The sequence below is a fragment of the Mesorhizobium sp. BR1-1-2 genome, assembly GCF_020165435.1.
Classification (GTDB): Bacteria; Pseudomonadota; Alphaproteobacteria; order Rhizobiales; family Rhizobiaceae; genus Mesorhizobium.
In genome coordinates, this window is the sequence record NZ_JAIUID010000001.1 from 1 (window position 1) to 22,180 (window position 22,180).

The 22,180-nt window shown below is 62.2% G+C and carries 23 protein-coding genes, 1 tRNA gene and 1 pseudogene; 9 read left to right on the forward strand and 16 right to left on the reverse strand.

The genetic code is table 11. From position 1 onward, the window contains the following. Positions 1 to 327 (forward strand): annotated as a pseudogene (locus LB551_RS00005) (integrase); the annotation flags it as partial. Between the two features lie 44 nt (positions 328 to 371). On the opposite strand, the gene LB551_RS00010 reads toward LB551_RS00005, so the two are convergent. After that, positions 372 to 448, reverse strand: a tRNA-Met gene (locus LB551_RS00010). Positions 449 to 688: 240 nt separating this feature from the next. Between LB551_RS00010 and LB551_RS00015 the strand changes: the two genes are divergently transcribed. Continuing rightward, positions 689 to 1,654, forward strand: a complete 966-nt coding sequence (locus LB551_RS00015; RefSeq protein WP_224657781.1) for a Gfo/Idh/MocA family protein — start codon at positions 689 to 691, stop codon at positions 1,652 to 1,654. 39 nt (positions 1,655 to 1,693) lie between these two features. Here LB551_RS00015 and mnmA read toward each other — a convergent pair whose 3' ends face one another. Then, entirely contained in the window at positions 1,694 to 2,884 is a 1,191-nt protein-coding gene (gene mnmA, locus LB551_RS00020; protein ID WP_224657782.1) for a tRNA 2-thiouridine(34) synthase MnmA, read from the reverse strand. A gap of 288 nt (positions 2,885 to 3,172) precedes the next feature. Between mnmA and LB551_RS00025 the strand changes: the two genes are divergently transcribed. Continuing rightward, positions 3,173 to 3,448 (forward strand): DUF1153 domain-containing protein, encoded by a 276-nt coding sequence (locus tag LB551_RS00025; protein ID WP_006203587.1) that lies wholly within the window; start codon positions 3,173 to 3,175, stop codon positions 3,446 to 3,448. A 69-nt stretch (positions 3,449 to 3,517) separates the two neighbouring features. On the opposite strand, the gene LB551_RS00030 is transcribed toward LB551_RS00025, so the two are convergent. After that, entirely contained in the window at positions 3,518 to 4,444 is a 927-nt protein-coding gene (locus LB551_RS00030; RefSeq protein ID WP_224657783.1) for an NADP-dependent oxidoreductase, read from the reverse strand. 89 nt (positions 4,445 to 4,533) lie between these two features. On the opposite strand from LB551_RS00030, the gene LB551_RS00035 reads away from it, so the two are divergent. After that, positions 4,534 to 4,932 carry a winged helix-turn-helix transcriptional regulator gene (locus LB551_RS00035; RefSeq protein WP_224657784.1) on the forward strand — a complete coding sequence of 133 codons (399 nt, stop codon included), beginning with the start codon at positions 4,534 to 4,536 and terminating at the stop codon, positions 4,930 to 4,932. 61 nt (positions 4,933 to 4,993) lie between these two features. Here the strand turns inward: LB551_RS00035 and LB551_RS00040 are convergent, their stop codons facing one another. Further along, entirely contained in the window at positions 4,994 to 5,371 is a 378-nt protein-coding gene (locus LB551_RS00040) for a flagellar export protein FliJ (protein ID WP_140496101.1), read from the reverse strand. Between the two features lie 451 nt (positions 5,372 to 5,822). Between LB551_RS00040 and ctrA the strand changes: the two genes are divergently transcribed. Further along, on the forward strand, positions 5,823 to 6,518 hold the full coding sequence (gene ctrA / locus LB551_RS00045) for a response regulator transcription factor CtrA (RefSeq protein WP_006203583.1): 696 nt from the start codon (positions 5,823 to 5,825) through the stop codon (positions 6,516 to 6,518). 86 nt (positions 6,519 to 6,604) lie between these two features. Here the strand turns inward: ctrA and LB551_RS00050 are convergent, their stop codons facing one another. Continuing rightward, the gene (locus tag LB551_RS00050) at positions 6,605 to 6,973 is read right to left on the reverse strand and encodes a PleD family two-component system response regulator (protein ID WP_140496100.1); all 369 of its coding nucleotides are present in this window, start codon (positions 6,971 to 6,973) and stop codon (positions 6,605 to 6,607) included. Positions 6,974 to 7,213: 240 nt separating this feature from the next. Further along, positions 7,214 to 7,843 carry a histidine phosphotransferase ChpT gene (gene chpT, locus LB551_RS00055; protein ID WP_140549798.1) on the reverse strand — a complete coding sequence of 210 codons (630 nt, stop codon included), beginning with the start codon at positions 7,841 to 7,843 and terminating at the stop codon, positions 7,214 to 7,216. Positions 7,844 to 8,229: 386 nt separating this feature from the next. Here chpT and LB551_RS00060 point away from each other — a divergent pair, with 386 nt between their 5' ends. Further along, a complete protein-coding gene (locus tag LB551_RS00060) occupies positions 8,230 to 8,766 on the forward strand; it encodes a DUF1134 domain-containing protein (protein WP_224518884.1) in 537 nt (178 codons plus the stop codon). 188 nt (positions 8,767 to 8,954) lie between these two features. Beyond that, positions 8,955 to 10,103 carry a hypothetical protein gene (locus tag LB551_RS00065; protein WP_224657785.1) on the forward strand — a complete coding sequence of 383 codons (1,149 nt, stop codon included), beginning with the start codon at positions 8,955 to 8,957 and terminating at the stop codon, positions 10,101 to 10,103. A gap of 2 nt (positions 10,104 to 10,105) precedes the next feature. On the opposite strand, the gene LB551_RS00070 is transcribed toward LB551_RS00065, so the two are convergent. The 5 genes from LB551_RS00070 to LB551_RS00090 all read right to left on the reverse strand — a co-directional run bounded on the left by LB551_RS00070 (position 10,106) and on the right by LB551_RS00090 (position 13,752). Beyond that, positions 10,106 to 10,909 carry a TrmH family RNA methyltransferase gene (locus LB551_RS00070; protein ID WP_224657786.1) on the reverse strand — a complete coding sequence of 268 codons (804 nt, stop codon included), beginning with the start codon at positions 10,907 to 10,909 and terminating at the stop codon, positions 10,106 to 10,108. Positions 10,910 to 11,048: 139 nt separating this feature from the next. Further along, positions 11,049 to 11,393: an ArsR/SmtB family transcription factor gene (locus LB551_RS00075; RefSeq protein WP_140496438.1), complete on the reverse strand. Its 345-nt coding sequence runs from the start codon at positions 11,391 to 11,393 to the stop codon at positions 11,049 to 11,051. Positions 11,394 to 11,548: 155 nt separating this feature from the next. After that, entirely contained in the window at positions 11,549 to 12,328 is a 780-nt protein-coding gene (locus LB551_RS00080) for a HugZ family protein (protein WP_224657787.1), read from the reverse strand. Positions 12,329 to 12,394: 66 nt separating this feature from the next. After that, positions 12,395 to 13,156: a 3-hydroxyacyl-CoA dehydrogenase gene (locus tag LB551_RS00085; RefSeq protein WP_224657788.1), complete on the reverse strand. Its 762-nt coding sequence runs from the start codon at positions 13,154 to 13,156 to the stop codon at positions 12,395 to 12,397. 59 nt (positions 13,157 to 13,215) lie between these two features. Then, positions 13,216 to 13,752: a GNAT family N-acetyltransferase gene (locus LB551_RS00090; protein ID WP_140496094.1), complete on the reverse strand. Its 537-nt coding sequence runs from the start codon at positions 13,750 to 13,752 to the stop codon at positions 13,216 to 13,218. 285 nt (positions 13,753 to 14,037) lie between these two features. Between LB551_RS00090 and LB551_RS00095 the strand changes: the two genes are divergently transcribed. After that, on the forward strand, positions 14,038 to 15,030 hold the full coding sequence (locus LB551_RS00095) for a glutathione S-transferase family protein (protein ID WP_140549805.1): 993 nt from the start codon (positions 14,038 to 14,040) through the stop codon (positions 15,028 to 15,030). 1 nt (position 15,031) lies between these two features. On the opposite strand, the gene LB551_RS00100 is transcribed toward LB551_RS00095, so the two are convergent. Next, a complete protein-coding gene (locus LB551_RS00100; protein WP_140549806.1) occupies positions 15,032 to 15,529 on the reverse strand; it encodes an NUDIX domain-containing protein in 498 nt (165 codons plus the stop codon). Between the two features lie 53 nt (positions 15,530 to 15,582). Between LB551_RS00100 and LB551_RS00105 the strand changes: the two genes are divergently transcribed. Beyond that, entirely contained in the window at positions 15,583 to 16,506 is a 924-nt protein-coding gene (locus tag LB551_RS00105; RefSeq protein ID WP_224658171.1) for a metallophosphoesterase family protein, read from the forward strand. Here LB551_RS00105 and LB551_RS00110 read toward each other — a convergent pair. The 4 genes from LB551_RS00110 to leuA all read right to left on the reverse strand — a co-directional run bounded on the left by LB551_RS00110 (position 16,490) and on the right by leuA (position 21,924). Then, positions 16,490 to 17,107, reverse strand: a complete 618-nt coding sequence (locus LB551_RS00110; RefSeq protein WP_224657789.1) for a hypothetical protein — start codon at positions 17,105 to 17,107, stop codon at positions 16,490 to 16,492. The two genes, LB551_RS00105 and LB551_RS00110, sit on opposite strands and share 17 nt — an antisense overlap. 113 nt (positions 17,108 to 17,220) lie before the next feature. Beyond that, on the reverse strand, positions 17,221 to 18,024 hold the full coding sequence (locus tag LB551_RS00115; protein ID WP_224657790.1) for an alpha/beta fold hydrolase: 804 nt from the start codon (positions 18,022 to 18,024) through the stop codon (positions 17,221 to 17,223). Between the two features lie 204 nt (positions 18,025 to 18,228). Further along, positions 18,229 to 20,004, reverse strand: coding sequence for a tetratricopeptide repeat protein (locus tag LB551_RS00120; protein WP_224657791.1), 1,776 nt, complete (start codon positions 20,002 to 20,004; stop codon positions 18,229 to 18,231). A 183-nt stretch (positions 20,005 to 20,187) separates the two neighbouring features. Continuing rightward, complete coding sequence (gene leuA, locus LB551_RS00125) at positions 20,188 to 21,924, reverse strand: 2-isopropylmalate synthase (RefSeq protein ID WP_224657792.1); 1,737 nt, start codon at positions 21,922 to 21,924, stop codon at positions 20,188 to 20,190. Between the last annotated feature and the right edge of the window lie 256 nt (positions 21,925 to 22,180).

A 22,180-nucleotide genomic window follows, 5' to 3' on the forward strand; every position in this document is an offset into this window, starting at 1 on the left:
CCAGGTCTTCGCGCGACTGTTCAAGGAGCGCGGCCTGCCCACCGCCATACGCTCCGACAACGGCCTGCCTTTTGCCTGCACGAGGTGCACTACCCATTCCATGACCGCGATGTTCTCGTTACCCACTGCGGTCGCATCTGCATGCATCGCAAGCGCATCAATATCTCGCATGTGCTGGCAGGCCAAAAGCTCGGCATCAAGGAAGTGGACGAAGGCATTTGGCTCGTCTCCTTCATGCACTATGATCTCGGCTATATCGATCTGGAACAGAGGACCTTGCAGACCATCGACAATCCGTTCGGCACGAGATTGTCACCCATGTCTTAGGTACAATACGTTACCTATGTCTCCGGGTTGTACATGGTGAAAGGTGGTAGCGGGAGAGGGACTTGAACCCCCGACCCCAGGATTATGATTCCCGTGCTCTAACCAACTGAGCTACCCCGCCAGGGCGGCGAAAGGCCCGAAATCCGCCTTAAATCGCAAGGCATTTCGAGGCGTTCGCCAAGGTCGCGCGGATATAAGGTTGGGAGGGTGAGCCTGTCAAGCTTCGAACCGCTCGGCCAGAGCGCTTATTCTCTCGGCTGAAAAGCTTTGCCGCGCCGATAATTGGTTGCAGCCGCCGGGGTTGAGTTCGAAGAGGCACGTCGCTATGTCTCGGCCACGAGTTTTTAGAGTTTGAGAACAGATGAAGCCGCGCATTGCAGTCCTCGGTTGCGGATACTGGGGCTCCAACCACATCCGCACCCTCAAGGCGCTCGGCGCGCTGCACGCGGTCTCCGATACCAACCGTGCCCGCGCCGAGGGCTTTGCCAGCGAACAGGACTGCCTCGCGATCGAACCGGACCAGTTGTTCGTCCGCAATGACATCGACGCCATCGTCATGGCGCTGCCGCCGCAATTTCATGCCGAGATGGCGGTGCGCGCCACCGAAAGCGGCAAGGACGTGCTGGTGGAGAAGCCGATCGCGTTGACGGTTGCCGATGCCGAGCGCTCGGTGCAGGCGGCGAAGGACAAGGGCCGCGTCTTCATGGTCGGCCACGTCTTGCGCTTCCATCCCGCGTTCGAGACGCTGAAGGGGCTGATCGACAAGGGCGAGCTCGGCGAGGTCCGCTACATCCATTCGCACCGGCTCGGTCTCGGCAAATTCCACACCGAGAACGATGCGCTATGGGATCTGGCGCCGCATGACCTGTCGATGATCCTGGCCATCACCGGCACCGAGCCGATCGAGGTGCGCGGCGAAGGAGCGGCGCTGCTCGACAATCTCAGCGACTTCGCCCATCTGCACATGCGCTTTCCCAACGGCTTGCGCAGCCATCTCTTTGCCTCGCGACTGAACCCTTACCGCGAGCGTCGGCTGACGGTGGTGGGCACCAAGGCAATGGCTGTCTTCGACGATGTCGAACCGTGGGAGCGCAAGCTCGCCGTCTATCGCCACGCGGTCTGGCAGGACAGCGGCCAATGGGCGTTCACCACCAATGAGCCCTCCTATGTCGCGGTTGGCCAAGGCATGCCGCTGACGCGCGAACTCGAGCACTTCATCCATTGCATCGAAACGCGGGCCGAACCGCGCACCAGCGGCGAGGAGGCAATCCGGGTCCTGCGCATCCTCACCGCGGGCACGGTCACGCACACCAAATCCAATTCCTGAAGAAGCCGGGCCGCGTCGCTGCGGCGGCGAGGTCCTTGCCTATTCGGCGGGGACCTGCTCCGGTAAGACGGCAAGCCGGCTCAACATCGCCTCGGCCTCGGCGCCGCGCTCGGAGCGTTCGATGAAGCCGCCGCCGAAGACGCGGGCCTCGTTGCCATCGTCGGAATAGAGCACGCATGCCTGTCCGGGCGCGATGCCGGACTCGCCATCGGCCAATTCGACCGACGTGACGCCCGCCTCGTGACGCAGTACCGCCGGGCGCGGCGGCCTGGTCGAGCGCACCTTGGCGAACAGTTCCAGCCCGCCGGCGGGCATGTCGGCCAGCGCGCCATCACCCAGCCAGTTCATGTTGCGCAGGTAGATCTTGTGCGTTTCCAGCGCTTCGCGCGGCCCGACCACGACGCGGGCGCGCTCAGCGTCGAGATGGACGACATAAAGCGGCTCGCCGGAGGCCACGCCGATGCCACGGCGCTGGCCGATCGTGTAGCGCAGAATGCCTTCATGGCGGCCGAGCACCCGGCCGTCGATATGAACGATGTCACCCGGATTCGCGGCCGTCGGCTTCAGCTTGGCAATGATGTCGGAATATTTGCCCTGCGGCACGAAGCAGATGTCCTGGCTGTCCTGCTTGGCGGCCACTGTCAGGCCCATCTCCTCGGCAATGGCGCGAACCTGCGGCTTCGACAGGCCGCCGAGCGGAAAGCGCAGATAGTCGATCTGCGCCTGCGTGGTGGCGAAGAGGAAATAGCTCTGGTCGCGATCGGCGTCGACCGGCCTGTAGAGCGCGCGATGGTCGCCATTGGCGCCAGAGCGGATGTAGTGGCCTGTGGCCAGCGCATCGGCGCCGAGATCCTTGGCGGTGGCCAGCAGGTCAGCGAACTTCACCGTCTGGTTGCAGGAAACGCAAGGGATCGGCGTCTCGCCGGCGACATAGCTCTCAGCGAAGGGATCGATGACCGCCTTGCGGAAGCGCTCTTCGTAGTCGAGCACATAATGCGGGATGCCGAGCGTCTCGGAAACGCGGCGGGCGTCGTCGATATCCTGTCCGGCACAGCAGGACCCGGCCCGGTGCGTCGCGGCGCCATGATCGTAAAGCTGCAAGGTGACGCCGACGACATCATAGCCTTCGCGCTTCAAGAGACCCGCGACAACGGACGAATCCACGCCACCCGACATGGCGACGACGATACGGGTGTTTTCGGGACGTCCGGGGAGATCGAGGCTGTTCATGGTTCTTTCGTTCTGCGCGGCGCTTGCATGCCAATGACGCGAATATAGGTCAAGCTTGGCGACTGCGCCAGCTTAGGACACCGATCTGCGGGCGGCTGCCGGTGCAGTGCACACGCAGATTTTTCGACCGATTCCGGGGCTTCCCGGCAGATAATTCAAATGCTTGCGAAAAGACTAACGCGGCGTTCATGATCATTACCTAGCTGTTAGGGTCTGCTTAGGCAATTTTTAAAGCTGTGGCGGTAACGTGGCGGGGATTGGGTCTTTGAGTTTTTTGTAGAGAGTACGATGACCGATCTGGTTAGACCGCGAGTCAAATATGTTATCGGGCCTGACGGCAGCCCTCTCACAATTGCCGATCTGCCGCCGACGAATACACGTCGCTGGGTTATCCGGCGCAAGGCGGAAGTGGTTGCGGCGGTGCGCGGCGGGCTTTTGAGCCTCGAGGAGGCATGCCAGCGCTACAAGCTGACCACCGAGGAGTTCCTGTCCTGGCAGGCCTCGATCGACGAATACGGCCTCGCCGGGCTGCGCACGACGCGCATCCAGCAATACCGGCACTGACGGTCGAGGATCTGCAAAAAGGCGCGAAGTTCGCGCCTTTTTGGTTTTTTAACAGTATTTGCATCCGTTTCAGACCGTCAGCACCACCTTGCCGACCGGCTTGCTGGCGAGAAAAGCGTGGGCGGCGCCGGCCTGTTCGAGCGGGAAGGTCTTTGCCACATGCACGGTAAGCTTTCCCGCATCGACGAGCCTGCCAAGTTCCAGAAGGCCTTCGCGGTCGGGAACAACGGACATGCGTTCGACGCGGATGCTTCGCGCCTTGGCGTCCGCCCTGGTCTTGTCGCTGACGTCGAGCAGTGACACAAGCACGCCGCCGTCCCTGAGCACCTTCAACGATTGATGGGCGTGCTCGCCGCCCACCGTCTCGAGCACCAGGTCGATGTCCTTCGCCTTGTCGGTAAAATCATCCTTGGTGTAGTCGATGACTTCGTCGGCGCCGAGCTTGCGGACGAAATCCAACTTTTCCATGCTGGCGGTGGCGGCAACCCAAGCGCCGCCCGCCTTGGCGACCTGCACCGCCAGATGGCCGACGCCGCCGGCCGCGGCGTGGACCAGCACCCGCTGGCCGGCTTTCAGCGCGCCATGACGCACGAGGCCTTGCCAGGCGGTGAGGCCGGCCAGCGGCAATGCGCCTGCCTGGATGTAATCGGCGTGCCCGGGCTTGCGCGCGATTTCATCGGCGGGCACGGCGGCCAGTTCAGCATAGGCTGCCGCCTGCTTTGGGAAGCGCGGCATGCCGAACACCGCGTCACCCGGATTGAGGCCGCTGACACCAGGCCCCAGCGCCTCGACGGTTCCCGAAAGGTCCCAGCCGAGGATGAAGGGTGGTTCGCCGAGCAGCGGGTAATAGCCGGCGCGCACGGCGCCATCGACCGGATTGATGCCGGCCGCCTTGATGCGGACCAGCACTTCGCCGGCGTTGGGCGAGGGCGCCGGGCGCTCGGCGATGACGAGGACATCGGGTCCGCCGACGGAATTCTGGATAATGGCACGCATAAGATTTCTCCTGATTGACCGGCCTCACTATCATTTGGAGAGTAATAGTCTCTTGTCTAGTATGTACCTTTTTGATATATACTCTCCGTATGGATAGCGATCTCGACTCCCCCTTCGGCTATGATGCGTTCCGGCGGACCTGTCCTTCGCACACGGTGCTGGAGACGCTGGCCAGCAAGTGGGTTTACCTAGTTGTCTGTGCGCTGCGCAAAGGCCGGCAGCGTAATGGCGAGCTTGCCCGCAAGCTCGAAGGCGTCACGCCGAAGATGCTGACGCAGACGTTGCGCGTGCTCGAGCGCGACGGCCTGGTGCGGCGCGAGGTGTTTGCGGTCGTCCCGCCTCGGGTGGAATATGAGTTGACCGAACTTGGCCAGAGTCTGGCGGGATTGCTCAACCAGATCAGGTCCTGGTCGGAACAACACGTTCCCGACATCAAGGAGGCCCGGGCGCGGGCTGCGGCCGTGAATGAAGGGAAGTGGGCCGCTTAGCGCTCGTCCAACGCGTTGCGCGCCCGCTTGGACGTGCTCAAAGACGCGGATATCGGGCGATTCAGCCGATCATCGCGCTGCGACCGCCTGTTTCGGCCTCGCGAATCTTGGTGTCGCGCGATTCGAGCATCTCCGCCTTGGAAAGCTCCGCTTCAGCTTCGCCGAGTAATGATTCGGCGGCGCTTCGCTGCTGGGCGAGGTCGCCTTGCGAATTTCTGAGGTTGTCGCGGCGCAAACGGGCCGCCTTGGCGAAGGTCGGATAGGCGAAATGATTGATGTCGGTGATACCGGCCTTCTTTTCCTCGGCGCTGATCTGAAGCTCCAGCTCGGCGGCCATGCGTTCGAATTCGGCGATCATCATGTCGAGCTGCAGCAGTTGCCGCCGCTTCTCATTCACCTGAAACTGTTTCAGCCGAACGAGGTTTTCACGTGACTTCATGATTCGGTACTCCCGGAAACGCACACCTGCACATATCGTCCAACCCACTTGGAAAGGCCCAAGCGCTGCCCGTGTCCACCGGCTTTCCCCGCCCTATGGGAAACAAAACCCTAAAGTTTTTTGCCGGCGGTAACCATTCGTTTACGGGCATTGTTAATCATACGGGTCAGGACTTAAGGCCGGGTAAAAATCCGGCGGGCGACATGGAAGCGATGTCGATGAGTCCCTGGAGTCACTTAGTCCAGGTTTTTAATGTGTTGCCTTAGCGGTTTGGTCCTGTGATTCATTATTAAATTCAAGAGGGTGTAGAAAGTGGTTAAAAAATCTGGTACCGTCATCGACGCGGAATTAGGTTTTGTTAACCATTCCATGGCAGCCTCTGCACCAGGCAATCACTGCTCCGGTCCCGGACGGGTCGCAAGATGGTCCGGCAGCAGAAAAGGGGAATGAAATGCGTGTTCTGCTGATAGAAGATGACAGTGCAACCGCACAAAGCATCGAGCTGATGCTGAAATCGGAAAGCTTCAATGTCTATACGACCGACCTCGGCGAAGAGGGTGTCGATCTGGGCAAGCTCTACGACTACGACATCATCCTTCTCGACCTCAACCTGCCCGATATGTCCGGCTACGAGGTCTTGAGAACGCTTCGTCTTTCCAAGGTCAAGACGCCGATCCTCATCCTTTCCGGCATGGCCGGCATCGAGGACAAGGTGCGCGGCCTCGGCTTCGGCGCAGACGATTACATGACCAAGCCCTTCCACAAGGACGAGCTGGTGGCGCGCATCCATGCCATCGTGCGCCGTTCGAAGGGACATGCCCAATCGGTCATCACCACCGGCGACCTGGTGGTCAATCTCGATGCCAAGACCGTCGAAGTCGGCGGCCAGCGCGTGCACCTTACCGGCAAGGAATACCAGATGCTGGAGCTGCTCTCGCTGCGCAAGGGCACCACGCTCACCAAGGAAATGTTCCTTAACCACCTCTATGGCGGCATGGACGAGCCGGAACTGAAGATCATCGACGTCTTCATCTGCAAGCTGCGCAAGAAGCTCGATGCTGCGTCCGGCGGCCAGAATTATATCGAGACGGTCTGGGGCCGCGGCTATGTGCTGCGCGAACCGGAAGACATCCGCGTCAGCGCCTGAGCGACGGCCGATCGAAATTCCAGACAAAAACCCGGCGACAGCCGGGTTTTTGCGTCACAGACCAGTGGTAACCGTGATCCAATGGATCAGGCAGCGATCTTCAGGGTGCGAAAGCGCTCGAGTAGCTGCGGGCGGTTGAACGGCTTCAACAGATACCCTTGGGCGCCGGCGCGCTTGGCTCGCATGATCGAGGCGATGTCCAGTTCGACCAGCGAGATCAGGATCTGCGGCTTGGTCGGGCTTTCCATGGCGCGCACGCGCCGGATCAGGTCGACCGCCTGTACATCCGGCAGTGCACCGTCGACGACGATGATATCAGGCATATCGGCGGCGCACATTTCCAGTGCGTCAAGCCCGCTGGCGGCTTCGATGACCATCATGTCGGAGCCGCCCAGGATGCGCTTCGCAACTTTCCTGATGACGCTGGAATCGTCGACGAACATGCAGCGTTTCATTTCCGGGTCCTCTTTGCCTTGTGGCAATCCGGTCGCGTCGGGTATCTGCGGCACAGCATAGGCCGATCTGGTAAAGAAGCCGAAAAGCCATTAGGTAAAATTTTTGCAAAGATGCCGGTTTGCAAGCTTTTTCTTGCAGATGCTTTGGCCCGCGCCGTCAGGCGAAGTTCATCTTTCGCCGCTGGTCCATTCAACCAATATTACAGCGCTGAAATACTTTGCTGCTGGTTTGCGTGAATCTCAGGCCGCCGAAAGCACAATCTCTTCCGCGGTCGCATGGATCGATATGGTCATATTGGCCTCCCGCGCCAGAAGCAGCGTATAGTAAGGCTGCACCGAATGCGCGTCGATCGGTTCGTCCGGCTTGTGGCCGGAATGCAGTTCGAGGAATTTCGGTGGCACCCGCAACATGGGGCCGCTCGCCGAAAGCGCGAAGCGAGGCTCGGTCTCGAGATTCTCCAGCGTCACCGAAAGCTTGCCGCCGCGTGGAATGGCGGCGTTGGCGACCAGTATCAGGTTGAGCAGCAGCTTGACCTTGTTCTTGGGCAACAGTGCACGGGTTCCATTCCAGGTGAGTTCCGGCTTCTCGTTCTTGAGGAAGGCGATAGCGACGGCTTCGGCATCGCCGGTGTCGATCAGCATGCCGGCGGAACCAGCCGCGCCGAAGGCGATGCGGGCGAACTGCAGGCGCGCCGAGGCGTTGCGGGCGCTCTGGCGGATCAGCTTCATGGCGTCCTCGTCGGCTCCGCCTTCATCGAGCAGTTCAAGCCCGTTGTTGATCGCGCCGACAGGCGAGATGATGTCGTGGCAGACCCGGCTGCACAAAAGTGCCGCCAGATCGGGTGCGGAAAGGGTGAAAAGATCGGACATCGGCGAAAATCCCTGCAAAATCCCATAAATCATGGCCGCGCGATCGATCGTCGCCTGCCCACACGAATCACGCTCTCTTCCCTAGCTTTCTGAATACACAGCGCCCGTGCGTGCAGCAACAAACCCAAAATCGCCGTTGGGGCCTATGGCGCGTTCACGCAGGCTGCTTGCCTGTATGAACGACCCCAACAGCCTTCGAACCGCCATCTTCATGTGCGAGTTTAATGGTTGAAAAAGGATTACGGCATAGTTTGCCCCTAACAGCCATCCTTAACGGCCGCCTAAAGAGCCGTACGGGTGCGAGGCGTCGGCGAAAGTGCTCCCTGACGGAGATTGGAAGCATGTTTTCCCGATTCTACGGCCGGAGTTTTCTCCGTGTCCTCTCAATGGCGATCACGCTCATGGGCGTTCTCGTCTTCTCGACATCGGCCCTGCGGGCCCAGGAGTACACCGCTCAGGAGATTGTCGATTCCGGTCACAAGTTCTTCGGCGCGACATCGGGCGGCCTTGCCACAGTCGTGGAGAAGATTTTTGCTTCCTATGGTTTGCCCAATGGCTATCTGCTTGGCGAGGAGGGATCCGGCGCGCTCATCGGCGGCCTGACCTATGGCGAAGGCACGCTCTACACCAAGAATGCCGGCGACCATAAAGTGTTCTGGCAAGGCCCGTCGCTTGGCTGGGATTTCGGCGGCGAGGGGTCGCGGGTGATGATGCTCGTCTATAATCTCGATGACGTCGGCAATCTCTACAACCGTTATGGCGGCGTCGCCGGCTCGGCCTATGTGGTGGCGGGCGTCGGATTCAACGTGCTGAAGAACAACAATGTGCTGCTGGTGCCGATCCGCACCGGCGTCGGCGCCCGGCTTGGCGTCAATCTCGGCTACCTGAAGCTTACCGAACGGGCGACGTGGAATCCGTTCTGACCCGAGGTCACGACCGGAATGTGTATACGCTTTCGATGAGAATCCAGATCCGATGACCTACATGCGCCGCGGCGAGCCCTTGCCGCAGCGCCGGATTTCCGTCATGCCAACAGAGTAACGATCAAAGGTCGCGACCGGCTTTTGATCATCGCATTGTTGCATGTCGGCGCGCGATAACGGATAGTCACTTGGTTCAGTCGGTCCTGTTCTTTGCTCTCGGCTTTCTCTGCGCCGGCTTTCTGGCGCTGATGGTGGCTCCGGCCATCTGGCGGCGGGCGGTCGCCCTGACGCGCAAACGCATCGAAGCCTCGATCCCGCTGACGCAAGCCGAAATCGGGGCCGACAAGGACCGGATCCGGGCGGAGTTCGCCATGGCGACGCGCCGCCTCGAGATGAACGTCAAGGCGTTGCGCGAGAAGTCGACCGAGCAGCTCATCGAGATCAATCGCGGCCGCGAGGCCCTGAAGGGGCTGGCAGTGGAGCGCATGGACAAGAACCAGGTGCTCGATGAACTGGCCGCCAAGAACGCGGCGCTGCACCAGCGCGAGGATGAACTGCACCGGCTGTCCGAGCGGCTCAAGGAGACCGAACGCCAACTGGAGAAACGCGCGCTTGAGCTTGAGAAGCTGGAACGCATGTATGACGACGCCAGCTTCTCCTCCAGCAGCCGCCAGATCGAACTCGTGGCGCGCGAATCCGAGTTGCAGAAGCTCGCCAGCGATATCGCGCTGCTGCGCGGCCAGCGCAAGGAGGCGGACAGGCGCAACCAGGAGATCGCGGCCGAAAGCAAGGCCGCGCGTGAGGCGCTGAAGGCCGAGAAGAAAAAAACCGCCGAACTGGACAAGAAAGTCGAGCGGCTGCTCGCCACGCTTGCCGACCGAGAGGAGAAGCTCGAACGCCGCGAGAAAGATCTGGCGCGGCAGCGCGAAAAAGCGAAGGCCGAGGACGGCGCGTCGGCCTTGCGGTTGATCGGCGGGCAGGTACAGGCGGACAGGCGCGACGACGTCGAAAAGGCGATCGCCAGGCTCGACGCCGACCGTGAGCGACTGGAGGCCAGACTTACGGCACTGGCACGCGAGAACAAGCGGCTGAAGGCGGATCTGTCCGCCGCCGAGGCCGCCAGCCCGCAGGGCGATACACGCCACGCAAGTTCCATGTTGCGCGAACAGATGAATGACCTGGCGGCGGAGGTCGTCCACTTGACAGCCAAGCTCGAAGGGCCGGGGTCGCCGATCGCCAAGGCGCTAGAGGCGCCGCAGGATGCGCGTCCGAACAGCGGCGGCCGCAGCCTTGCCGACCGCGTGCGGGCGTTACAGAAGGCGGCTGCGGCAGATTGAATTCAGGCACCGCCGGCGCAGAAATGATGCAGGGCGATGGCGGACGCCGCCGCTACGTTCAGGCTGTCGAAGCCTTCCGACATGTTGATCCGAACAGTATTGAGACGGGCGAGCAGGCTTTCGGGCAGACCTTGGCCCTCAGTCCCGAGGTAGAGTGCCAGGCGTTCGGCCGGCTTTGCATCGCGTATGTCTGATGTCCCGCGTGGCGACAGCGCAAATTGGGTAAAGCCACGCCGGTCGAGCGTCGCGGCGAACCGCGCGGTGTCGCTGAACGAGGCGAACGGAACCTTCAAGGCCGCGCCGACCGAAACGCGGATCGCCTTGCGATAGAGCGGATCGCAGCAGGTCGCATCCAAAAGGATCGCGTTGGCGCCGAACGCGGCGGCGTTGCGGAAAATCGAGCCCATGTTGTCATGGTTGGCGATGCCCACGAGCACCACGATCAATGCTTGGGCAGGCAAGCCGTCCAGCAGGGCCTCGGCCGGCTGGGGCGCCTCCTTGCGACCAATGGCAAGAATGCCGCGATGCATGTGAAACCCGGCAATGGCATCCATCACAGCTCCGGCGGCGACATAGACCGGCAGGTCAGGAGATGCCTTGTGCAGGATTTCTTCGAGGCCGGCCAACCGGTTCTCCAGAACCAGCACCGATTCGGCGCGGAAGCGCGCGGCCGACAGCAGCATGTCGAGCACGACCTTGCCCTCGGCAATGAAGCGGCCCTGTCGACCGGCGAGGTCACGCTCGCGGATGTCGAGATAGGCGGCGACGCGCGGGTCCCGCGGATCGTCGATGTGGACAAGGATCATCTGAGCCTCGGCTGACAATCGGAATCGGTTGCCAAGAACACGATGCGCGGATGCAGTGTCAAAGTGTATTTTGCGCGCCCAGGATGGACGCACATTGCCGAAGGCCGCTGGTGGCGTAAACGTTTACGCGACCAGCCGTTCAAGTTCCGGCGCGGCGCAGCCTTTGTGCCATCTGGGACAGATCATCCTTGCCGCTGCCGAAAATGCCGTCGAGCGTGGCAAGCAGTTCGCGCACAGCGTCGGATTTGCAGGAGTAGTAGATCATCTGGCGGTCGCGGCGGGTGTCCACAAGGTCCAGCGCCCGCAACTTTGCCAAATGCTGCGACAGGGCGGACTGGCTGAGCATCACCTTCTCGGCGATGGCTCCGACCGACATTTCACCGTCGATCAGATAACTCATGATCAAAAGCCGTTTTTCGTTGCCCATCAGCATCAGAAATTCGGCCGCCGATCCGGCGTTGGCGATTAGCTTTGTCGAGATCATCGATCCCCCATGCTCTTTGCTCATCGAGGCACCATGGGGGCAATGGTGCCTGAATCCATAAATTCAGTTGTGAATGGTCGCCACGAGTCAGCGCCACAGCCAAAGGGTAGAACATTTCGTTCAAATCTCAAGCGTTGCTTTTGATCAAACGTAATTTAAGTGCGGTTATTTGCCGACGTTGCCGCCCGGCCGCTCTTGGCCATGTCGACCAAGACGTGCCTCAACTCGTGCGCCGTCACCAAGGGCTGCGGAAAGAAGACCCTGCTGGCATCGTCGCCAGATGCCAGATCCATGCCGTCGGCATCGAATCCGGCGATGATCCAGCCGTCACCGGATGCCCTGGCAAAATGATGCGCGTAGAGGGCGACGGCATCGAGATGGTCCGCATTCATGTGGTCGATCGCGGATTGCTCGCTGGCTGCCAGTTCCTCGACGATCGGCCCGTCGGTGATGAGATCGCTGCGATCGAGCAGGTAGGCCTTGCCGAAGCCGCCGTTCAGGCTGGCGCGCTGCGGTTCGAGACGGAAGATCGAGAAGTCGCCGAGGCCGGCATAGAGGCGGGCCTTCGGGTTGTGGTTGAGATAGCGGCGTTCGGCGCGTGCATGCGCGTCCGATCCACGCTCGATCCGCGCTGCCCGGCAGATCAGCGTCAACCGGGGATGCGCGAGCGGGTCGCCCTTGCCCGGCTCGCCGAGCAGCAGCGAACAGCGCGGGTCCGCAAGAATGGCAGGCGTATGGGCCGAAAGATCCGACACCAGGATCAGCGGCGTGCCGTCGATGTCGGTGGCGACACCGACCCGGCTGGCCAGCGGCGAACCCGTTTGCGGCTCCAGCACCGCCAGGGCGCCGAAGCGGGCACAGCGCATGAGCGTCTTGGCCAGCTGGATCGCCTCGGCGTCGGTCTCGCGGATCACGTCCTTCGTTCGATCGGCCAAATGCTCGCCCTGCTAAGTTGATTTATCCATTCCACTTATCAGACGATGGCGCCAGGCTGGCAAGTGCTACTTCGGAGCCATGCGAATGGCGCCATCGAGACGAATGGTCTCGCCGTTGAGCATCTGGTTCTCGATGATGTGCAAGGCAAGGGCCGCATATTCCGACGGCTCGCCGAGGCGCGAGGGGAAGGGCACCGCGCCACCCAGCGAATCCTGCACCTCCTGCGGCATGCCGGCCATCATCGGCGTCCTGAATATGCCGGGTGCGATGGTGCAGACCCGGATGCCGGAACGGGCAAGATCGCGCGCCACCGGCAGCGTCATGCCGACGACCCCGCCCTTGGATGCCGAATAGGCGGCCTGACCGATCTGGCCGTCATAGGCGGCGACGGATGCGGTGTTGACGATGACGCCGCGCTCGCCGCCCTGCAACGGCTCGAGCTTTGCGGCGCGGTCGGCGACGAGGCGGATCATGTTGAAAGTGCCGATCAGATTGACTTCGATCACCTTGCGGTACTGATCGAGCGGATGGGGACCATCCTTGCCGATCGTCTTCACCCCGATGGCAATGCCGGCGCAATTGACCAGGATGCGCGGTTCGCCAAGCCTGGCCGTGACCTCGGCAAGCGCGGCAACACCGCTGTCGGCGCTGCCGACATCGCATTGGACAGCGATGCCGCCGATCTCGGCCGCCACCTTGGCCGCCCGATCGAAACCGACATCCAAGATGGCGACGCGGGCGCCCCTGGCGGCCAGCGCGCGCGCCGTCGCCTCGCCAAGGCCGGAGCCGCCGCCGGTAACAACCGCGACCTCGCCGCTCGGATTCATGGCGTCATCCTTTCACATGAGAGTCAGGCATGGATCAGGCGCGCAATCGGCGCGAATGGTCAAGCCATCGCGGCGAAGTGCTCGGCGACCCTGGCCTGGTCGGCATGGCAGACCTCGCCCGTGAGCCTTGCAACCGCGCCCGGCATGATCTCGTGCGACAGCAGCCTGTCGAGATCGACGGGACGTGGCATCGATATCTGGCCGCGCGGGATCCGCTTGAAGCCGAGCGGTCCATAATAAGGCTCGTCGCCGACCAGCATGACGGCGGGCGCGCGGGCCTTGGCGGCAGCTTCCAGCGCGATCGCCACCAGCCGGCGGCCGATGCCGAGATTCTTGAAGGCCGGCCGCACCGCGAGCGGCCCAAGCATCAGCGCGCGTCCGGCGCCTGCGGCGATGCGGGTCATGCGAACCGATGCGACCACGAGATCGCCGTCCATGGCCACGAAGGACAGCGCGCGTTCATGCCCGCCGGCCTCGCGGATCTTGTAGGCGGCCAGCACAAAACGGCCTGGCCCGAAGGCTTCGTCATTGATGGCTTCGATCTGAGGGTCATGCGCCGGAGTTTCCGGCAGGTATTCTACGTCGGCAAGGCTCATGGTCTTTGCATCCGGTACAGGAGGAAAGGTTTGCTGCAAACGGCAGCATCCGCCAATCAGCGCTTTATCAAGCGTGGGCGCCCTTTCGTCGTCGGTCGAACCGGATCAAAGCAAAATCGAACATGCGGAGTGTCCGCTAGCATCAATTTCCCGCCGCTGCAATCGGCGGTTTGCAAGTAGAGAGCAACGGGCGCCGCGACGTGCTTGACGATCTGTTCAGCGCCCGATGATTCCACGCAACGGCTTGAAGCCCTACATCATGTCTCAGACAGGAAAGGACAAGCGATGGGATTGCTGGTCGAAGGTAAATGGCAGGACCGCTGGTACGACACCAAAGGCAGCGGCGGCAAATTCGTGCGGGCGCAGTCGCAATGGCGCGACTGGATCACTCGTGACGGGGCGCCTGCCGAAGGCCGCGGCCGCGGCTTCAAGGCGGAGCCCGGTCGCTATCACCTCTATGTCTCGCTTGCCTGCCCCTGGGCGCACCGAACGCTGATCTTCCGAGCGCTGAAGAAGCTTGAAGGCATCATCTCCGTGTCCGTCGTCCATCATTTCATGGGCGCCGATGGCTGGACGTTCCTGGCGCAGGACGGAGCCACAGGTGACACGCTCTACGGCCTGGATTTCCTGCACCAGATCTACACCAGAGCCGACCCCAACTATTCCGGCCGGGTTACAGTACCGGTGCTGTGGGATAAAAAGGATGAGACCATCGTCTCCAACGAATCCTCTGAAATCATCCGGATGCTGAATTCAGCTTTCGACGCTTGGGGTGACCCCAATCTCGACTTCTATCCGCAGGCGCTACGCGGCGAGATCGACGCGGTCAATGCGCTGGTTTATCCCGCCATCAACAACGGTGTCTATCGCGCTGGCTTCGCCACCACGCAGGCCGCCTACGAGCAAGCGTTCGGGGAGTTGTTCGCCGCGCTCGACACGCTGGAGCATCGGCTGTCGAACCAGCGCTATCTCGTCGGCGGGCGAATCACCGAAGCCGACTGGCGGCTGTTCACCACGCTGGTGCGCTTCGATCCGGTCTATGTCGGCCATTTCAAATGCAATCGGCGCCGCATCGCCGACTATCCGAACCTATCGAACTATCTACGCGATCTTTACCAGGTGCCGGGCGTAGCCGGCACGGTGAACCTCAATCATATCAAGTCGCACTATTACGGCAGCCACGAAATGATCAACCCGACGCGCATCGTGCCTGTGGGACCGGAACTTGATTACGGCGCGCGGCATGACAGGGCACGGTTCGCCAAGGCGGCTGCCTGAACTACCAGTAGGGTGACGGCGGCTTCCCGCCCAAAACCTCGGCGATGCGCCGGAGCGTTGCCGGCGTCGTGCCCTGCGGCAAACGGTCGAGGGGAAAGAAACCGGCCTCGGCGATCTCGCGGTCCGGCAGTTTCGGGGCCGTCTGGCTGAATTTTTCGATCAAATACAAGCCGACATGGTCGCGGCGGCTGGCGCGGCGGTTGAAATGCATCGAGCGCAGCACCGGCGGAGCGGTCAGCGTGATATTGCCCTCTTCCGCCAGTTCGCGCGTCAGCGCTTCGGCCATCGTCTCGCCGATCTCGACTCCGCCACCGGGAAGCTGCCAGCCCGGCACATAGGTGTGGCGGATGAGGAAGAGGGAGTTGGATGCCGTTTCGTGGATGAGCCCGCGCACGCCAAGCGTCATTGGCCGCCGCAGCACGAAGTAGAGATGGAACAGCCTGGCTCGCAGTCCCGGCCAGCCGGTCTGGCGCAAAGTGCTCTCGGGATCGGTCGTCATCAGTCGCGAAACCGTGGGTGGAAAGCCGCGTGCGCGTCGCCTATGAAGGAGAAATGTTCAGGCTCGCGCATATTTCCGATATCCATTTGGGGCCACTCCCTGAAGTAACCTATCGCGATCTCGCCTCCAAGCGGGTGCTGGGCTACGTCAACTGGCAGCGCAACCGCCGCCGGCACATGCACGACGCCGTCATCGACACCATCGTGGCCGATATCAAGGCCAGCGCGCCCGATCACCTCGCGGTCACCGGGGACCTCGTCAACCTGGCACTCGACGGCGAGATCGAGATGGCCAAGCACTGGCTGGAGACGCTCGGCTCGCCGCATGACGTGTCGGTGGTCCCGGGAAATCATGACGCCTATGTGCCTGGCGCCTTCGACAAGGTGTGCCGGTCCTGGGCGGCATGGATGACGGGCGACGGCGTCAACAGTCCGGTCGATCGCAATTCGTTTCCCTATCTGCGCGTGCGCGGCAATGTCGCGTTGATCGGCATCACCACGGCGCGTGCCACGGCACCCTTCATGGCCAACGGCTTCTTCATGGAAGGCCAGGCCGAGCGGCTGCGCAAAATGCTTGATGCGACGGCGAAGCAAGGATTGTTCCGTGCGATCATGATCCATCATCCGCCGGTGCGGGGCGCCGTCCCGCAGCACAAGCGGCTGTTCGGCATCGCCCGCTTCCATAAAATCATTCGCCGGCACGGTGCCGAGCTCGTCCTGCATGGCCATTCACATCTGCCGTCGCTGTTTCAGATCGGCCCGCGCGACGCCAAGGTCCCGGTGGTCGGCGTCGCCGCGGCCGGCCAGGCCCCCGGCGGCAAGGCTCCGGCGGCGCAGTACAATCTGTTCGACATAGACGGTGAAAAAGGCGATTGGCGCATCCGCCTGACGCGGCGCGGCCTGACCGGGCCGGCGATACCACCTTCAGATCTGCAGACGCTGGAGCTCGGGGCGCAAGCGGCTATGGCCGCAAGCTGAGCCCCAGCGCCACGATACGGTCCCAGAACAGAACGATCGAAACCGCCAGTCCCACCAGCGCGCCTGCGGCGATCAGGCCAAGGCCGGACAGGACGGCCGACCAGCCCTTGTTGCGCGGCGGCGATCGCAAAGGAGGCTCGGCTTCCGGCACCACGTGCCGCTTCATGCCGGGAACGGCAGCCTCGACGCCACCTTCCATCATTCTCTGGCGTTCGACGATCCGCTCGGCGACATAGCGCGTCACGGAATCGGCCACCGGCTTCATCTCGCTCGATTCAGCCAGCACCACGCGACCGATGCGGGTGTCCTTCAGGAACCTGTAGGTGCGGCGGTCGCGTCCCATGGCGACATGGCTGACGGCGTCGATCCACAGGCGTGGCTGCAGGCCGGACGAGACCACGAAGTCGAAACTGTCCATGTCGGCGGGAACGTCGGCAAAAACGGGCGCGAGTTCGGCGGCAAGAAGGTCGAGCCGCATGCGATGCGCCTCGCGCATGTCGACGACGACGTCGTCGCGATCGGCAAAGGCATTCTTTACATCGCGAATGGCATCGGACAATTTTCTCGACGGGTCGATGATCTTTTCGCCTGCATCCTTCATGGGCGTGGCCTCGCGGGTTTGGTTAACATGGAGTTAACACAGCCGCCGGCAAAATGCACTGGCGAGATCAAGGCATCCGGGTACCGCCGCGGGTGGCGCAGGCCGGGAAGATGTCAGCTGGCCGCGGCGGACAACCTTACGCGATGCGGGCTGACGCGGCGATTGGTGCTGCGGCGAATGATTTCGGCGATCAGATCGGGCGCTTCCTCGGCCAACATATGGCCGGCCTCCAGCACATGGTGCACATGGAAGCGCTCCGGCGGGTCATCCACCTGGGTAAAGGGCAGCACGGCGTCATCCGATCCCCACGCCACCATGACCGGCATGTTCAGCGTATCGAGCCGCTCGCGTGGGATGACGCTCTGTCGATCGCCCCTGGTCATGGCGGCCGCGATCTCGACGAGCTTTTCCTTTTGTCCGGGGCGGCCGCGCATTTCGCACAACACTTCTGCGATGCGCAGCGGGGGTGTTGCTCCAGGGCCGGACATGGCGGCGAGGCAGGCCTGGACTTCGGCCAGGTCCTGTGCGCGGGCGAAGCGGCGCAACAAGGGGCCATTGATTTCGGGGCCAAAACCGCCTGGCGCCAGGAGCGTTAGCGAGGCGACTTTCGCCGGCTCCGCCAGCGCCATCAGCGCTGCAACCGCTCCGCCCATCGAATGGCCGACGAGATGGACGCGCTTGATGGCGCGTGCGGAGAGGTCGGCAAGGATGGCGTTTGCCGCGACCTTGGCCGGTCCGGCCGACGGAAAGTCGAGCGACAGGCCGTGCCCCGGCAGATCATAGGCCAGAGTGTGTACGGAAGACGGCAGCAAGGAGATGACCTCGCGCCAGACATCGTGGCTGCCGCCAAAACCATGCAGCAGGACGATGGTCTTCGAACCCACACCCCGTTCGTCGGCATAAAGTGATGAAGTCATGAAAGCTCGAGGCTTTATTCAGGAAGGCGCGATGGAAATGTGGCTGGATTGCTCCTAGTCCAGAGCATTCGCCAGTAAAATTTTCGCGATTAGACGATTGGCCCAACAGCAAAGCCGGCTTGTGCTGTTGATGCATGCCGCCCAAAAGTGACCGCGGTTTGGAAGAACGGCACGCGCAGGCCAAAGACCTAAGGCGTGTCGCATCTAGCTCGCGTTGACGAGCCCCGCGGCACGTAAGGCGTCGACCAGCCGCTCGGTCAGATCGGCGGGGTATTTTCTGTCGATGAAGGTTGCGCGCGGATTGGCGGCGAATTTCGGAAACTCGGTTATCAGTTCGTCGAGCAGCCTGCGTGCCTGGTTGTCCCGACCGGCGATCTTGGCGCCGATCAGGCGGGCGGCGAGATAGTGCGATTTCGCCGCGGTGGTTCTCAGAGCGGTGCTGGCTATCGCGGCCTTGCTGGTATCGCCCAGCATGAATTCCCCGGCGAAAAGCCCAAAGTCCCACCAGGTCGGGTGGCCGCTCGAGGCATCCACGGCATGCGCCAGAAGAGGTGTTCCCTCGGCGTACCGGCCGGCGAAAACCAGCCCATAGCCATAGGCGGCGGCCATGGCGAGATCGTAGGGGTTAAGATCATGGGCCTTGCGCATCCATCGCAAGGCCTCGTCGGCATTGCCGAGACGCGAATTGATGTAGCCGTAGGAGCGATGTGCGTACGGGCTGGTCGGCCCCATCTGCACGGCGCGATGGGCAAACGTCATCGCCTTCTCGATCGTTGCGTCCGGCGGGTAGGCATAATGGTCGGTCACGGCCTCCAAATGCAGTGAGGCGAGTTCCGAATAAACCAGCGACGATTTCGCGCCGCTGTTGGCAAGGGCTTCGAGGCAACGATAGGCTGTCTCGTGAGTCCTGGCGTTCTGGTCGAGATAGTATTTGTCGTTGAGCAGCAGGCACTGCGTCAGGCCGGTCTCCGCGCCGGTCTGCTCGATGTAATTGTAGATGGTTCCGGAAGCGGGAAGTGCCGCGCTGAGAATGCTGGCTATGCGATCCTCGACCACGGTTGGCGCGCTGTCGGCGGCAGTGAGGTTGCGCGACAACAGCACCCGTCCGGACGCCAAGCTTTGCAGTTCGATTGTAATGTCACCCGCGTCTGGTCCAGGCAGGATATCGAAAATGAAACTCGTCGCATCGGCGACCGGACTGGCCTTGTTGACGCTGCTGCGACCGATGAAGTCGATCGTATCGAAGCCGCTCAGGCCGGCACGCAGCGATGCGGCGACACGGCTGGCATTGGGGGTGTTGGCCTTGAGGGCGATGTAGACGAGTGGCAGCGCTTCGACCATGGGCGACGGCGTGATGCTGCCGGTTTCGCCGCCGGTCTCGATCGTTGCCGGGATGTCGCCTCCCGCCACCAAGGCGTCGCCGCCCTGGCGCAGGATCAGAACGCCCAACATGGCGATGACCACCGCGATCGCCATCCAGAAGAACCTGAGATGGCGCGTCACTGAGAGCCCAACTGCGGGAACCTGGCCGGGCAAGGCCGCCATGGGTGCGGCGTCATCGGCGGCACCGGACTGTTCGGGCAGGGCGGCTGTCGGCCCTGCGTGGCTGACGGCTTCCGCTGCTTGCGGCAAGCGGATCGCATTGAGTTCGTAGGCCGGGACGTAGCCGCCGCGCGGAATGGCTATGCGGACCGGCTCGGCGATGCCTTCATTGGCGAAATAATGTTGCAGCAGTTCGCGCAGCCGGCCTGCCTGCACCCGCACGACGGCATCGGTGGACGGATCGAAATCGCCGTCCTTGCCGAAAACATCCATGGCGATGGAAAAGCCCTTGAGCCTGTCGGCCTCCCCGGCCTGCTCTCGCTCGACGAGATAGCGAAGCAGTTTGCGCGCGCGCTCGGATCTTCCGAACGTTTCGCTGGCAAGCAGTCGCTCCAGTGTCTCGCGCACTGCGGGGGCGGCAGGCGTGGCATGCTGCAAGTGTCGATCCTCTCGAAGTCGGCACAGGTTGAGGCGCGATCATATCGTTACCGCACCACCGTACAAGGATACACGTATTATGCGATCGCGTACCCCACCGGATAATTTCCCGGTGGTTAATGACACAAAGGTCGGAACCAATCGCCAAATGACGATGGTCCCGATGTCGTTCCAGGCCCCGTATCAACCGGCTCTTTTGCCGATGATCCGGTTTGCGGCGGACACCACGGCCTCCAGCGAGGCAGCGACGATATTGGTGTTGATGCCGGCGCCGAACAGCTTGCCGTCGGGATATTCCATTTCGACATAGGAAATGGCCGAGGCGTTCGAACCGCGCTGCATTGAGTGCTCGGAATAGTCGAGCACCGACATATCGACGCCGACATGGCGCGACAGCGCATCGACGAAGCCGTCGATCGGGCCTGTGCCTGTGCCTGATATCGTCCTCTCCTTGCCGTTGTCGAGAATGACCGCCTCGATAACGCGTCGGCCCTTTACCTCGGTGTCCGGATAGGTGTGGTGATCGAGGAATTTCAGCCTGGCGCCGGGCTGGTCGACGTAGGTATCGAGGAAGCTCTCATAGATGCGCCTGGCCGGCACTTCCTTGCCTTCGGCATCGGTGATCGCCTGGATTGCCTGGCTGAACTCGATCTGCAAGTTGCGCGGCAGGTTGAGCCCGTAATCCGCCTGCAGCACATAGGCGATGCCGCCCTTGCCGGACTGCGAGTTGATGCGGATGATGGCTTCGTAGCTGCGGCCGACGTCGGCCGGGTCGATCGGCAGATAGGGAACCTCCCACACTGGCGTGTTGGCCTTCTTCAGCGCCTTCATACCCTTGTTGATGGCATCCTGGTGCGAGCCGGAAAAGGCGGTGTAGACGAGTTCGCCCACATAGGGATGGCGCTCGGGAATCTTCAGCTGGTTCGAATATTCGTAGACATCCTTCATCCGGTTGATATCGGAGCAGTCCAGCTCCGGATCGACGCCTTGCGTGTACATGTTGAGCGCCAGCGTGACGATGTCGACATTGCCGGTGCGCTCGCCATTGCCGAACAGCGTGCCTTCGACGCGATCGGCTCCGGCCATCAGGCCGAGCTCGGTGGTGGCGATGCCGGTGCCACGGTCATTATGCGGGTGCAGCGAAATGATCAGGTTCTCGCGTCTGTCGAGATTGCGGCACATCCACTCGATGCGGTCGGCATAGATATTGGGCGTCGACATCTCGACGGTCGACGGCAGGTTGATGATGAGCTTGTTGTCAGGCGTCGGCTTCACGATCTCGGTGACCGCGTTGCAGATCTCCAGCGCCACTTCGAGCTCGGTGCCGGTGAAGCTTTCGGGCGAGTATTCGAAACGGTAGCCGCCGCCGGCATTGGCTGCCATGTCGGTGATCATCTTGGCGGCATCGGTGGCGATGCGCTTGATGCCGGCGACGTCCTTCTCGAAGACGACGCGGCGCTGCAGCTCGCTGGTCGAATTGTAGAAATGCACGATCGGGTTGGTGGCGCCTCTGAGCGCTTCGAAGGTGCGGGTGATCAGTTCGGGCCGGCACTGCACCAGAACCTGAAGCGAAACGTCGGCCGGTACGCTGCCCTCTTCGATACACCAGCGGGCGAAGTCGAAATCGGTCTGCGAGGCCGAAGGGAAGCCGATCTCGATCTCCTTGAAACCCATGTCGAGCAGCAGCGCGAACATGCGCGCCTTGCGTTCGTGGCCCATCGGGTCGATCAGCGCCTGGTTGCCGTCACGCAGGTCGACCGAGCACCAGATGGGCGCCTTGTCGATCACTTTCGAGGGCCAGGTCCGGTCGGTGAGGCCGACGATTGGGTAGGGTTGGTACTTGCGGGCGGCATCCGGCATGCCGCCGTTCTGCTGGCCCGCCGGGGCCTCGCTTACGCGGATTTCTTCTCGTGCGTTCATCGTCGTTTCTCCCGGCGACCCTCGAATCCGCCCTCAGGCGGATGGGTGGCGAGTGGCGCCTTTTACCAGTTTTTCGTTCGCTTGATGTGACTGCCAAGGAGCATGCGCTTGCGCGGCGGCTCGACCGCCGGGCGCTCCTTCAGCGAACCCGGCGATCGCCGATAAGGCCGAGAAGAAGCAGCGTCGAGGCAAGCGCGCGCACGGTCTCGCCGGCAAAGCCGGTCCGACGGGAAGCGGTGGTGGCGCGCGTGTTCAT

What these genes read in the sequence shown, in the direction of transcription:
- LB551_RS00015 (WP_224657781.1), top strand. Translation starts at nt 689, where the DNA reads ATGAAGCCGCGCATTGCAGTCCTCGGTTGCGGATACTGGGGCTCCAAC.
- mnmA (WP_224657782.1), bottom strand. Translation starts at nt 2,884, where the DNA reads ATGAACAGCCTCGATCTCCCCGGACGTCCCGAAAACACCCGTATCGTC.
- LB551_RS00025 (WP_006203587.1), top strand. Translation starts at nt 3,173, where the DNA reads ATGACCGATCTGGTTAGACCGCGAGTCAAATATGTTATCGGGCCTGAC.
- LB551_RS00030 (WP_224657783.1), bottom strand. Translation starts at nt 4,444, where the DNA reads ATGCGTGCCATTATCCAGAATTCCGTCGGCGGACCCGATGTCCTCGTC.
- LB551_RS00035 (WP_224657784.1), top strand. Translation starts at nt 4,534, where the DNA reads ATGGATAGCGATCTCGACTCCCCCTTCGGCTATGATGCGTTCCGGCGG.
- LB551_RS00040 (WP_140496101.1), bottom strand. Translation starts at nt 5,371, where the DNA reads ATGAAGTCACGTGAAAACCTCGTTCGGCTGAAACAGTTTCAGGTGAAT.
- ctrA (WP_006203583.1), top strand. Translation starts at nt 5,823, where the DNA reads ATGCGTGTTCTGCTGATAGAAGATGACAGTGCAACCGCACAAAGCATC.
- LB551_RS00050 (WP_140496100.1), bottom strand. Translation starts at nt 6,973, where the DNA reads ATGAAACGCTGCATGTTCGTCGACGATTCCAGCGTCATCAGGAAAGTT.
- chpT (WP_140549798.1), bottom strand. Translation starts at nt 7,843, where the DNA reads ATGTCCGATCTTTTCACCCTTTCCGCACCCGATCTGGCGGCACTTTTG.
- LB551_RS00060 (WP_224518884.1), top strand. Translation starts at nt 8,230, where the DNA reads ATGGCGATCACGCTCATGGGCGTTCTCGTCTTCTCGACATCGGCCCTG.
- LB551_RS00070 (WP_224657786.1), bottom strand. Translation starts at nt 10,909, where the DNA reads ATGATCCTTGTCCACATCGACGATCCGCGGGACCCGCGCGTCGCCGCC.
- LB551_RS00075 (WP_140496438.1), bottom strand. Translation starts at nt 11,393, where the DNA reads ATGATCTCGACAAAGCTAATCGCCAACGCCGGATCGGCGGCCGAATTT.
- LB551_RS00085 (WP_224657788.1), bottom strand. Translation starts at nt 13,156, where the DNA reads ATGAATCCGAGCGGCGAGGTCGCGGTTGTTACCGGCGGCGGCTCCGGC.
- LB551_RS00090 (WP_140496094.1), bottom strand. Translation starts at nt 13,752, where the DNA reads ATGAGCCTTGCCGACGTAGAATACCTGCCGGAAACTCCGGCGCATGAC.
- LB551_RS00095 (WP_140549805.1), top strand. Translation starts at nt 14,038, where the DNA reads ATGGGATTGCTGGTCGAAGGTAAATGGCAGGACCGCTGGTACGACACC.
- LB551_RS00100 (WP_140549806.1), bottom strand. Translation starts at nt 15,529, where the DNA reads ATGACGACCGATCCCGAGAGCACTTTGCGCCAGACCGGCTGGCCGGGA.
- LB551_RS00105 (WP_224658171.1), top strand. Translation starts at nt 15,583, where the DNA reads ATGTTCAGGCTCGCGCATATTTCCGATATCCATTTGGGGCCACTCCCT.
- LB551_RS00110 (WP_224657789.1), bottom strand. Translation starts at nt 17,107, where the DNA reads ATGAAGGATGCAGGCGAAAAGATCATCGACCCGTCGAGAAAATTGTCC.
- LB551_RS00115 (WP_224657790.1), bottom strand. Translation starts at nt 18,024, where the DNA reads ATGACTTCATCACTTTATGCCGACGAACGGGGTGTGGGTTCGAAGACC.
- leuA (WP_224657792.1), bottom strand. Translation starts at nt 21,924, where the DNA reads ATGAACGCACGAGAAGAAATCCGCGTAAGCGAGGCCCCGGCGGGCCAG.